This is a genomic window from Dyadobacter subterraneus, assembly GCF_015221875.1.
GTDB classification, from domain to species: Bacteria; Bacteroidota; Bacteroidia; order Cytophagales; family Spirosomataceae; genus Dyadobacter; species Dyadobacter subterraneus.
The window spans coordinates 1072591-1085356 of sequence record NZ_JACYGY010000001.1; the positions used below are offsets into that span (position 1 = coordinate 1072591).

The following is a 12766-nucleotide window of genomic DNA, read 5'->3' on the forward strand; positions in this document are numbered from 1 at the left end:
AGTAGCGTTTAGAATATTAAGACACATTTTTATTGCTACACATGGAAGCAAAATTTTCAAATAGAGTAAAAGAAGTAATCTCTCTGAGTCGGGAAGAAGCTTTGCGACTTGGTCACGATTATATCGGTGCCGAACATCTGTTACTTGGAATGATTCGTGAGGGCGATGGAGTTGCTATTGGTTTACTGAAAAAGCTGGGCGTGTCCCTTGATGATGTTCGACAGACGATCGAACAGGCAACGAAGGGTGCGGCAACTAATAATGTTAAGAATCTGCAGAATATCCCTCTTACAAGACAATCTGAAAAGGTGTTGAAAATAACATATCTAGAGGCCAAGATTTTCAAAAGCCCCTTGATTGGAACTGAACATTTGCTTCTGTCAATTTTACGTGACGAAGACAATGTAGGCACCCAGATCCTGCATAAATTTAATGTTAACTACGAAGTCATTAAAGAAATGTTAGAATATCAATCATCAGGAACAAAACCCCATATGGGTCCGGAAACCGAAGACGGTGACGATGAAGCGAGAGGCGGCATGTTTGGCGGTGGAGGCGGAGGCGCAGCTTCCGGTAAAGAATCAAAAGGTGCAGAAAAGTCTCGTACTCCTGTGCTGGACAATTTCGGACGTGATCTTACGAAAATGGCTGAGGTTGGAAAACTTGATCCAATCGTTGGACGTGAAAAGGAAATTGAGCGTGTAGCACAAATTCTTAGCCGTCGTAAAAAGAATAACCCAATTCTTATTGGTGAGCCTGGTGTTGGTAAAACAGCCATCGCAGAAGGTCTTGCGCTAAGAATTGTTCAGAAAAAAGTTTCACGTGTTCTTTTCGGTAAAAGAGTTGTAACACTTGATCTTGCTTCTCTGGTAGCAGGAACAAAATACCGTGGTCAGTTTGAAGAAAGAATGAAAGCGGTAATGAATGAACTGGAAAAATCTCCGGATGTGATCCTTTTCATTGATGAGCTTCATACAATTGTTGGTGCCGGTGGTGCTTCAGGTTCTTTGGACGCCTCGAATATGTTCAAACCAGCGTTATCACGTGGAGAAATCCAGTGTATCGGTGCTACTACACTTGATGAGTATCGTCAATACATTGAAAAAGACGGAGCACTTGCGCGTCGTTTCCAGATGGTAATGGTTGATGCTACTTCAATCGAAGAAACTATTCAGATCCTTGAAAATATCAAGGACAAATATGAAGATCATCACCATGTAAGCTACACGCCGGAATCGATCAGCACTGCTGTGAAATTATCTGAGCGTTATATTACAGACCGTTTCCTTCCGGACAAAGCCATTGACGTTTTGGATGAAGTTGGTGCAAGAGTTCATATCAGCAACATCACTGTACCTGAGGATATTCTTCATCTGGAAGAACAGATTGAAAATATCAAACAGGAAAAAAACAGAGTTGTTAAAAGCCAGAAATACGAAGAAGCAGCTCAGTTACGTGATCGTGAAAAGAAATTGATCGATCAGCTTGACCGCGCTAAACTTGCCTGGGAAGAAGAAACCAAGCAAAAAAGATATACAGTTACTGAGCATAATGTTGCTGAGGTAGTTGCAATGATGACCGGAATTCCTGTGACTAACGTATCCATGGATGAAGGTAAGAAATTGCTTAATATGGCAGATGAGCTTAAATCAAAGGTAATTGGCCAGAACCCACCGATTGAAAAATTGGTAAAAGCAATTCAGCGTACACGTGTAGGTTTGAAAGATCCTAAGAAACCAATTGGTTCTTTTATCTTCCTTGGACCAACGGGTGTAGGTAAAACAGAATTAGCGAAAGTTCTTGCAACCTATTTGTTTGATAAAGACGATGCCCTTGTGCGTATCGACATGAGTGAGTACATGGAGAAATTCAGCGTATCTCGTTTGGTTGGAGCACCTCCGGGTTATGTTGGTTACGAAGAAGGTGGTCAGTTAACTGAAAAAATTCGTCGTAAACCATACAGCGTTGTCTTGCTTGATGAGATTGAAAAAGCACACCCTGATGTTTTCAACATCTTACTACAAGTGCTTGATGATGGAATTTTGACAGATGGTCTTGGCCGTCGTGTGGATTTCCGTAACACAATCATTATCATGACTTCGAACATTGGTGCGCGTGACTTGAAAGATTTTGGTTCTGGAATCGGTTTCTCTACAAAAGCGAAGGCTGATAACCAGGATGAAATAATGAAAGGCACCATTCAAAGTGCTCTTCGTAAAGCATTCTCTCCTGAGTTCCTTAACCGTTTGGATGATGTGATCGTGTTTAATTCACTTCAACGTGAAGATCTGCACCGTATCATCGATATCTCACTTGGCAAATTGTTCAGCCGCGTGAAAGGTTTGGGTTATGAAATTGAGCTTACTGTTCCTGCGAAAGATTTTCTTTCTGATAAAGGATATGATCCTCAGTATGGCGCCCGTCCTTTGAACAGAGCGATCCAGAAATATCTTGAAGATCCTGTTGCAGAAGAAATTCTTAAAGGTGATTTAAGAGAAGGAGATGTGTTGGTAGCGAATCACGTTGAGAATAGTGAAGAGCTGACAATATCCGTTAGAAAAAAAGAAGAAGAAGTAGCAAATTAGTTAACTGATTTTTGAGATAATTAATTGAAAATATAGAAGAGAGGCAGGTCTTTCAGATTTGCCTCTCTTTTTATGTATATGGTTGTATACTAATTTGTTATATTTTTGCAATTAAATTTAAGTAAGTAAAAAATCAGTTACTGCCTTTATATTTGCTATTTCTACTCATTGTTTAAAATGTTTATTCTTAATTTTGAGGCAGTATAAGTAGCTATAAATGATTAGAAAATCATTACTTTGCATAACCTCCAGATAAATTATGAATATTAAAGTAAAACCTAAACAGGACAAAGAATAATAACACATTATGGCTGTCAATTTACTGGAGTTAACCAAGGGATATATCACGAAAGAGGTTGGTCTTAAAATATCCGATTTGACCCAAGAAAGTACCAGCGACGTTCAGATCGCAATGCTGGGTGCTCTTCCAGGACTTATCGGTGGAATTATGAATAAAGCCTCAACAGTTGGCGGAGTTCACGAATTGATCGGGCTTATCAATCTTAATAATGAAGATTACGTTTTAAATGGTCTCGGATCCATTCTTGGAGACGAATCAAGGTCTAAGGAATTTATCTCTAACGGACTCTCCTTACTCCCCATTCTTCTGGATCTGGATTTAAAAACGGTTACCGACTCTATTTCTTCTTCAAGTGGAATAAAAAGTTATTCAGTATCTACTATACTGAGTATTTGTGCTCCGATTGTGCTTAGCGTGGTTGCCAAATATGCCAAAGTTAAAGGTGTAAAGTCGGTAGAACCTGTTAGATTGACCAGTCTTCTGGTTGAGCAAAAAGAGTTTATGGTTAAGTTTCTGCCAAAAGATCTTAATACTCTCTGGAATTTTAAAGAGCTTGAAGACCTTAATAAAAGTCTGATTCGGAATCCATTAAGTGAAAGTGAATTGGAGGGAAAACCTCTTTCCAGAGGGATGAAAATATTTTACTGGATTTTATTCCTTTTGATTCTTGGCGGGGCGTTTTATGGATATAAAAAATTGACCAAAGAAGAGGAAACGGTAGTGGTTGAAGATTTCCCCGTTGGTGCGGATAGTGTAGGGAATTCAAAAGGTACCTCGAAAAAGACTCTTGGACAATTTGTAACAAGACAACTTCCAAAAGATATCAGCCTGAATATTCCTGAAAACGGAATTGAAGCGAAACTGGCCAATTTTATAGCGGACAGTTCAGTGGTTGTCGATAAGGATATTTGGTTTGATTTCGACAGGGTGACGTTTGAACCTAGTGCGGCAAATCTGAGCCAGGAATCGATGGAGCAGATTGATAATATTGCCAAAATTTTAAGAGCATATCCAAACGTTAACATCAAAATCGGAGGTTATACGGATAATACGGGTGACGCGGCAACCAATTTAAGTTTATCCAAAAGCAGAGCGGATGCGGTTAGGCGTGGAATTGTCAATAAAGGCATCAAGGCCACTCGTATAAGTTCCGAAGGTTATGGAATCGAACACCCAGTTGCGGATAACAACACCGAGGAAGGAAGAGCGCAAAATCGAAGAATTGCTATAAACGTTACAAGGAAATAGATTTTTTCTTTATAAGCTGAGGTCAGATTATTATTAATTTGACCTCTTTTTTTATGCCCTTTAATGTGACTTGCGGATATTGGCAAAATCAATTTTAAAAAGAAGGAAAGAAGATTATGATTTGAATTATATTTAAGCTTTGTTAGATTAAATTTTAATATATGAAAATAAGTAACTGGCTTTCCGTTTTTAGTTTAGTCTTCATGATAACGATGAGCCAAGATATTTGTATTGCTCAAAAACTCCCGGCAGGGCCACAAGTACTAACATTCTTTTCTTCCGCTGATGACACCGAGCAACCTTATGGCCTTTACATTCCAAAGAATTACGATTCGGCCAAAAAATATCCATTGGTAATGATGTTGCACGGTGCAGGTTCCAATCACAGACTTGAATTAAGACGTGTTTTTGGGAAAAGTAATGTTGGTGACGAGACGGATGTTGAAGCGAGCCGGTATTTTCCGGAATGGGAAGACGTTGATTTTATTGTGGCGACACCTTTGGCAAGAGGAACTGCGGGATATCAGGGAATTCCGGAAATGGATGTATATGATGTTTTGGCTGATGTTAAAAAGCGTTTTAATATTGATGAAAACCGGACTTATCTAACCGGTTTGTCTATGGGTGGTGGGGGTACATTATGGATAGGTTTGACACGACCTGACATTTGGGCAGCCATTGCACCGGTTTGCGCAGCACCACCGGCCGGTACGATTGATCTGGCGGGGAATGCGAGCAATTTCCCGGTTCATTTTTTTCATGGAGACAAAGATCCCGTAGTACCCGTTGAAAGCAGCAGAAACTGGGTAGCCAAAATGCAGGATCTTGGTGTGGAAGTTACTTATAAGGAATTTGTTGACGTCAAACATGATAGCTGGGTGAATGCTTATGATGATGAATTTATTTTCAGCTGGTTCAATCAGGTAAGAAATCCTTTTCCTAATGAGGTGAAATTTTCAAGTAAGTTTTATAAATACAATAAAGCTTACTGGGTGCAGTTTGATAAAATGAAAAGTGGTCTTTTATCTGATATATCAGCAAGTTTTAAAAGATCGAATACATTGGAAATTAAGACCAAAAATCTTGATGGCTTTACGTTGAATCTGAAAGGTCACGCCAAGTTTATCAGCAATCAACCCGTTGCATTTACAATTGACGGAATTGCATTGAGCAGCAAAGTAGATAGCACTATTTCTTTCACTAAAAAAGGATCAGCCTGGGCGATTAATAAAGAATTTGTTACAAGTATTATCGAAAAGAGAAAAGGGGCGGAGGGGCCAATTTTTGATGCTTTTTCAAGTCGCCATGTTTATGTTTACGGGACTGCTGACAATCCTTCTGCGGAGGAATTGAAAAAGCGCTTGGATATAGCGAACGAAGCTGCGAACTGGTCGGTATATCGCGGTCCATTTTTGGGAAGAGTAATGTTTTTTCCACGGGTCCTTTCCGACAAAGAAGTGAGGGCAAGTGATTTTGAATCCAGCAATCTTATTCTGTTTGGAACCAAAGAAACAAATGCCATTATCAGTAAATATGCTGATAAATTACCTGTGCATCTCAATGCCGCTACGAAGGATTATGGTTTACTTTATATATTTCCTGTCGACAAACATTACGTGACCATAAGTTCTGGTTTGCCTTGGTGGACCGGTGTCGTGGACCAAGGATTACCTTTTGTTCCGGCTACACACAGAGATTTGCCTGAATTCAAGGATTTATTGTTTTTTAAAGATTCATCAAAAAATATAGTTACAGATGGTTATTTCACACAAGAATGGAAATTACCTGAATCACTGCTGACGCCTTTGACAAAATCCGGCGTTATAACACTTTCAAAATAGTACTTAGTTTTAATTTATCTTTTGTCTTCCACTACCATGGATTTTAACCAAAAAATTTCCCGGAAATCATTTCTGCGGACTGGTGCACTGGCACTTTCACTTCCTTTGATTTCGCAGCTGCCTTCTATGGCGAAGGCTTCGTCTAAAATTGGTTTGCAGCTTTATACTTTAAGAGATGCTTTGAGCAAGGATCTGGAAGGAACACTTAAAAAGGTTTCTGAAATCGGCTATAAAGAAGTTGAAACTTTTGGCTACTCGGATGGAAAATTCTTTGGTAAAACACCAAAAGAATTCAAGTCATTATTAAGCGGTCTTGGACTTAGCGCTGTTAGCGGTCACTATGGTGCAGGTATTGCAGCACCTGACAGAAAAGGGACATTATCAAATGACTGGAAACGTGCAGTTGATGATTCGGCAGAACTTGGTCAAAAATATATGATGTGCGCTTACCTGACTCCGGACGAGCGTAAATCAATCGATGATTACAAAAAGTATGCAGTTCTTTTCAATAAGTCTGGTGAAATCTGTAAAGCTGCCGGAATCCAGTTTGGTTATCATAACCATGATTTTGAATTCCAGAAACTGGATGGACAATTGCCATATGATATTATCACAAAAGATACCGATGCTTCTCTGGTAAAACTGGAACTGGATTTGTATTGGGCTGTAAGAGCTGGTTTAGATCCTGTGGAGCTATTCAAGCAGCACCCGGGACGTTTCCCGTTATGGCACGTAAAAGACATGGAAAAAGGGCCGGATAAGGCCTTTGCAGAAGTTGGAACGGGATCAATCTATTTTGCTAAAATCTTTGCAGCAAGAAAAACAGCTGGCCTGACCCATTTCTTCGTTGAGCAGGATGTTTGTAAAAGACCACCTCTGGAAGCAATTGCTATCAGTTATGGTAATCTTGTCAAAATGAAAGTTTAGTTTTTTAGGCTGAACAACATATCAAAAAGAAGACCCGGCCGCATAGCAACCGGGTCTTTCTAATTATACAGATAAAAATTTTTTAGTTGGCAAACTGTAATTTTAGTTCATTCAGGCGGCTTTTAAGTGATGCATCAATCTGACGGTCGTTTACACGAAGCAAATAACCACCAATTAGTGAAGGATCAACTTTTTCTTCCAATTCAACTGTTTTGCCAGTAGCTTCTGCCACAATTTTATTAAACTGTTTACGCAGCTCCTCAGTTAAAGGTGTTGTCGTAATCACAGTTGCTTTCTGAATACCGCGGTATTCATCATATGCATTTATGAATTCTTCGGCAATCGCATCAAGAATTGATTCCCGGTTTTTTCTTGTAATGATCTCAAAAATAGAATAAGAAACTGGGTTAACTCTTTCTAGAAAAAGCGCCTTTAAAATTGCCAGTTTCTTTTCGTGGCGTACTACCGGGCTTTTTAGCGCCAGCATCAACCCACGGTTTTGATGAGCAGTATCCAGGAACAGTTTCATATCCTGATAAACAACTTCAACAACATTTTTTTCTTTTGCCAGCTCGATAAGTGATTTAGCGTATCTGGCAGCAACTATACCTACTGACATAGGGAATCAATTAATTTTTGAATGAAATGGAAGTTACTTCTTCGGTAACGAATTAGTTCATGCGAGCTGATGACGCAAGATCTGAAATCAGTTTTTCCTGAGATTCTTTATCTTTCAATTCGCGGTGCAATACCTGCTCAGCGATTTCAAGAGAAAGAACAGCAACTTCTTTACGCATTTTGGCGATAGCAGCGTGTTGTTCGTTACGGATTGTGTCACGTGCACTTTCAATCATTTTCTGTCCTTCAACAACCGCTCTGTCTTTCGACTCAGCGATCATACGGTCAGAAGCTTCTTTTGCATCACGAAGAATACGGTCACGAACTGCGTTCGCTTCAATAATCAGTTTTTCGTTATCAGCTTTCAATTTAACCATTTCAGATTTGGTTCTTTCTGCAAGATCCAAAGCTCCCTGAATTTCGTTTTCACGATCTTTTAAGCCTTTAATGATTGGTTTCCATGCAAATTTGGCAAGAATGAAAACTACCAGTAAAAATACCACCAGCATCCAGAAAATAAGACCTGGGTTTGGAGTAAGCAATGACATAATATCTGAGTTTTGTGAGTTGTAAAATCTTTAAATGCGAAGTTCAGTTTATTTAACTTTTCCTTCCTTGCACTCTCTTTTTTGATAAAACCCGTGGAAGCCTATTGCTTCCACGGTAATTTTTTTTGCCAACTTCCAGGCCTAATGCGAAAGAAGATACAGCCGGGACCTGAATCCCAAATTCGTTACTAAAGCTTGAACGAGATAAGCAGACAGATAACCGCCGCGAACAACGCTACCGCTTCGATAAGAGCAGCAATGATAAGCATTGCAGTTTGGATAGCACCAGCAGCTTCTGGCTGACGAGCGATACCTTCCATTGCAGAACCACCAATTTTACCGATACCAAGACCAGCACCGATAGCAGCAAGACCAGCGCCGATAGCAGCACCGAAAACAGCTAGACCTGCACCACCTTGTTCTGTAGCCTGAAGCAAAATTTGAAGCAACATAATTGTGTTTGTTTTAAAATATAATTAATAAAAAAAGAGATTAAAAATCAATGTCCGTGATCGGCGTGGCCATGCTCTTCAATAGCACTTCCGATGTACATAGACGATAACAGGGTAAAAATAAATGCCTGGATAAACGCCACCATGATTTCGATGAAGTTAAGGAACAGGGCAAATAATGAGATCACCGGAGCAATGAACATGCTCTGGAAAATAAAGATCAATCCAAAAAGACTTAAAAGGATAATGTGACCAGCTGTCATGTTTGCAAAAAGACGAACCATAAGAGAGAACGGCTTCATGAACACACCTACAACCTCAACAGGAATCATGATAAGCAACAATGGAGCAGGAACGCCCGGAGGACTTACAAGGTGTTTGTAATAGTTTTTGTTTGCATTGATGTGAACAATAATGAAAGTGATCACAGCAAGTGTCATCGTGATGGCAATGTTTCCTGTAACGTTTGCTGCACCCGGAAGAAGACCTAGAATGTTATTGACAAGGATAAAGAAAAACAATGTCAAAAGGTATGGAAGGTATTTTTCGTAGTTAGGACCAACGTTTGGTTTAACAACATCGTCACGAATGAAAAGAATAACGATTTCCATTGCAGACTGGAATCCTTTCGGTGCTTTGCCTACATTACGTTGGTAAGCTTTACCAATGCTTGTAAAGATAAGAACCAGAATGATTGCGCTAAGCATCATGGAAGCTACGTTTTTCGTAATTGAAAAGTCATAGATCTTACGCTCGTGGTCAACAGGCTCAACCGTTTCAGAATCTCCGTGAACTAGATGATAACCATTGTATTCATGGTGCTCATTGTGGAAGTTGGAAGATGAGAATACTTCAATTCCGCGGTCAGCAGAATAAAGAATTACAGGAAGAGGAATAGCAACACCATGAGAGAATTCCCACTCGTGAGAGTCCGCAATGTGGTGCATGATCATCTGTCCGATGTTAAATTTCTCTTCGGACTCTTCCAGATTATGTTCTATTTCGTGCTCTTCTTTATTTACAGAATCAGCGATCGGATTCTGGTCAGCGTGACCCGATTCCTGAGCTTGCGTCGGAAGGTTAAAAAGGCAGGTTGCCGCTACTAGGGCAGTCGTTATAAAGAGTCTTAAAGGCGTATACATAAATGCTTGAAATACTATGCTTTGTCAATCGCGGCGCAAGTTACAATACAAACCATATATTTCAAAGCATGTATAAAATAAATACAGTGCAAAAAAGTTGAGAACAAATGTAAATGAATCAGTTAACCCTGAATATAAAAATATGGCTATAAAGATTATGCTCAGTATTAGCCGCCCGACGATGGTAGAAAGGTAAAAGGTTACAAATTTTTCGCGATTGTTTTTCAGACCGTATTCCATCAGTCTGTGAATAAGAAACGACAGCATGACAAAGAACGCCAGGATGTACCATATATTAGGATGTATCCAGGCAGCATTGACAAAACGCTGTACTAGAAATAATGCAATTGCTAAAATAACTGAGGCAATAATGCTTCGTAACATGTGAACTGAAAATGGTAAATTTAAATCCTGATATTTTGTAGACAAATGGTGACAAATAATCACTTCACCTTTGGCATACTGCGTATTAATAAGTATAAAGATGCAGCAATGGAATTGAGTGATAACACCAAAGTCCAGACCGGGGTTTTATTCATTTGCCACTGGTCAAGTTTATAACCTGCATAAGTGAAAACCAGAATGGTTCCTAGCATTTGCATGGCCATTCCTGAATATCTGATGAAGTTTGAAGGCGTTTTTCTGGAATTTCCCTTTGATAGGGAAGGTTTATTTTCTGGATTTTTCCATTCATTTTTATCTTCTTCCATGTGCTTTTTGTAGAATTTATAGGTAAAGTTGCTTCAAATTTTGCAAATGGCATTATCTTCGATACGTTATTAAGTAAAATACCGTTTTAGCTTTGCCAGGAAAAGATAAAATATCATCCATAAAGTCTTTATTTGTGACTCATACACTAGCCCGTTTTATTCAAACATTAGCGTTCTGTCTCCTGTTTGTATGTATACTGATCGGGTGCTCTCAATACAGTTCCCGACCGGCGGCTGTAAATTTTCATAATGTTGCTTCTCATTACAACGCGTACTTTATTGCCGAGCAGGATATGCTTGATGCGGAATTCGCTATGCGTGCCGCTTTCAAAGAGGATTACAACCAGCTTCTGCCAATTTTAATGCCTCTGGACTCAATCCTGGCACTTCCTGTGAAACCGCAATTGCTGGATGCCATCAAGAAAACTTCCATTGTTGCAGAAAAACATCAGAACAGCAAGTGGGTGGATAACAGCTATATCATTTTAGGAAAATCCCGACTATATCTGGGTCAGTGGGCCGATGGTTTGGAAGCATTACGTTACGTTTATGCCAACGGTAAAGATGAAAATGATAAAAATAATGCGCTTATCGTTCTGATGCGCGCATATATCAGTCGCAAGGATTATTCCAATGCACTTGGCGTTGCAGAATATCTGAGCCAGCAACCATTATCAAAAGCAGCTACCAAAGATTTTTATCTGACAAAAGCATATTTGCATCAGCAGAATGGAGAGTATCTGACTTCGGTTGCCATTTTGGAAGAAACATTTCCGTTGCTGAGTAAATCTATTGAAACGGCAAGATTGCATTTCGCAGCTGCGCAGATGTATGATCGTCTTGGGCAATTTGCTCTGGCAAACAAACATTACAAAAGTGTCAGCAAAAACCGGCCGGATTATGATCTTGGATTTTATTCTTCCATGAATTCATTACAAAACCAGGTTATTATCAATCCGAAAACCGATGTTTCTTCGGTAGGTTTTGACAAAATGCTCCGTGACAGAAAAAATAATGATCTGCGTGACCGGATTTATTTTACAATGGGACTTCTTGCTGAGCATAGAAAACAGTTGCCGGAAGCAGTAAAATATTTACAAAAATCAGCTTCGTTGGCATCAGGGAAAAATAATGTTCAGAAAGCTTATACCTATTTACAGCTTGCCCGGATCCATTATGATGCGCTTGAAAGATATGAACTGGCAAAAGCTTATTATGACAGTGCCTTAATTATTCTACCAAAAGACGCCCAGGAATATCGTGTTGTATCAGACCGCAAACTCGCTTTGGATAATTTTGTCACACAGCTTACCATTGTTAAAATGGAAGACAGTTTGCAGATTCTTTCTCATATGAATCCCAAAGCGCTGGATGACAAAATCGACAATATTATTGAGGAACAGGAAAAGGCGAGGATTGAAGACGAAAAACGCCTGAAAGCCGCCCAACTTGCTGCAAATAACCAGATCAATTTAAATTCGGGAACATCCATAAGCAGCAGCACGGATCGTCGGTGGGAACTCTATGATCCTGCTTTAATTAACCAGGGGAAAATCGAGTTCCGCAGACTTTGGGGAAATCGTGTGCTTGAAGATGACTGGCGCAGAAGTACAAAACAATTAACTTCTGTGGCTGCAAGGGGAAATAATTCGGCTGACAGTGCGTCAAATGGCAGAGGACTTCCGGCGGTAGCAGCAGAACCTGTGATGGCAAAAGGAACTGCGATTTGGCAGGCAAGACATGACAATCTTAAAAAGAATATTCCGTTGACAGATTCAAGTTTTGCAGTTTCTCAAAAAAGAAAAGAAGATGCTTTATATAATCTCGGAAAAATCTACCGCTTCGATTTAAAAGAACCGGATCGCGCCGTTGTAACATTTAACAGGGTTTTGACAGAATATCCAAAGACGCAATACAGGGAAGAGATTTATTATCTGATGTATCTGACACTTCCGGAAAATGATCAGAATCGGGTTGCCTGGAAAGATAAGCTTACCTCGGAATTCCCCAATTCAACCTATGCAAGACTGGTTAATAAGTCGGTCGGAACCGGAGCCGATGATAAAAACAGAAATAATCCTGTGAAGGCTTACGAAAGTGCTTATCAATTGTATGCGAACGGAAATTACACCAAGGCACTTGAAGATATCGAAGCTGATTTGCCCGCATATAAAGGAAGTATGCTGGAAGATAAATTTGCACTACTCAGAGTATTTTTAGTGGGGAAAGTCAGAGGACGGGAGGCCTATCTGCAAGCTATTAACGAATTTGTTCGTTTATATCCCGGCAGCATTTATTTGCCACGACTTAAAGAAATGCAGGAATCTCGCGAAATTTCGGTTGGAAAGAGATAATTCATGGAAATTGTATCTTTGTTGACTTGATTGATCCGTT

The 12766-nt window shown here is 39.7% G+C and carries 10 protein-coding genes; 5 read left to right on the forward strand and 5 right to left on the reverse strand.

Annotated features, from left to right (window positions below):
- Positions 1-41: 41 nt before the first annotated feature.
- The 4 genes from IEE83_RS04490 to IEE83_RS04505 all read left to right on the forward strand — a co-directional run bounded on the left by IEE83_RS04490 (position 42) and on the right by IEE83_RS04505 (position 6902).
- On the forward strand, positions 42-2585 hold the full coding sequence (locus IEE83_RS04490; protein ID WP_194119427.1) for an ATP-dependent Clp protease ATP-binding subunit: 2544 nt from the start codon (positions 42-44) through the stop codon (positions 2583-2585).
- Positions 2586-2892: 307 nt separating this feature from the next.
- Positions 2893-4134, forward strand: coding sequence for an OmpA family protein (locus IEE83_RS04495; protein WP_194119428.1), 1242 nt, complete (start codon positions 2893-2895; stop codon positions 4132-4134).
- Positions 4135-4295: 161 nt separating this feature from the next.
- Positions 4296-5975: a carboxylesterase family protein gene (locus tag IEE83_RS04500; RefSeq protein ID WP_194119429.1), complete on the forward strand. Its 1680-nt coding sequence runs from the start codon at positions 4296-4298 to the stop codon at positions 5973-5975.
- 36 nt (positions 5976-6011) lie between these two features.
- Entirely contained in the window at positions 6012-6902 is an 891-nt protein-coding gene (locus IEE83_RS04505) for a sugar phosphate isomerase/epimerase family protein (RefSeq protein ID WP_194119430.1), read from the forward strand.
- Positions 6903-6984: 82 nt separating this feature from the next.
- Here IEE83_RS04505 and atpH read toward each other — a convergent pair whose 3' ends face one another.
- The 5 genes from atpH to IEE83_RS04530 all read right to left on the reverse strand — a co-directional run bounded on the left by atpH (position 6985) and on the right by IEE83_RS04530 (position 10372).
- Complete coding sequence (atpH, locus tag IEE83_RS04510; protein ID WP_194119431.1) at positions 6985-7521, reverse strand: ATP synthase F1 subunit delta; 537 nt, start codon at positions 7519-7521, stop codon at positions 6985-6987.
- A gap of 52 nt (positions 7522-7573) precedes the next feature.
- Positions 7574-8068 (reverse strand): F0F1 ATP synthase subunit B, encoded by a 495-nt coding sequence (atpF, locus tag IEE83_RS04515; protein ID WP_228101675.1) that lies wholly within the window; start codon positions 8066-8068, stop codon positions 7574-7576.
- A 188-nt stretch (positions 8069-8256) separates the two neighbouring features.
- Positions 8257-8520, reverse strand: coding sequence for an ATP synthase F0 subunit C (gene atpE / locus IEE83_RS04520; RefSeq protein ID WP_090335138.1), 264 nt, complete (start codon positions 8518-8520; stop codon positions 8257-8259).
- A gap of 47 nt (positions 8521-8567) precedes the next feature.
- A complete protein-coding gene (gene atpB / locus IEE83_RS04525; protein WP_194119432.1) occupies positions 8568-9662 on the reverse strand; it encodes a F0F1 ATP synthase subunit A in 1095 nt (364 codons plus the stop codon).
- 443 nt (positions 9663-10105) lie between these two features.
- Entirely contained in the window at positions 10106-10372 is a 267-nt protein-coding gene (locus IEE83_RS04530) for an AtpZ/AtpI family protein (RefSeq protein ID WP_194119433.1), read from the reverse strand.
- A 134-nt stretch (positions 10373-10506) separates the two neighbouring features.
- Here IEE83_RS04530 and porW point away from each other — a divergent pair, with 134 nt between their 5' ends.
- On the forward strand, positions 10507-12726 hold the full coding sequence (gene porW, locus IEE83_RS04535; protein WP_310588473.1) for a type IX secretion system periplasmic lipoprotein PorW/SprE: 2220 nt from the start codon (positions 10507-10509) through the stop codon (positions 12724-12726).
- The last annotated feature ends 40 nt before the right edge of the window (positions 12727-12766 follow it).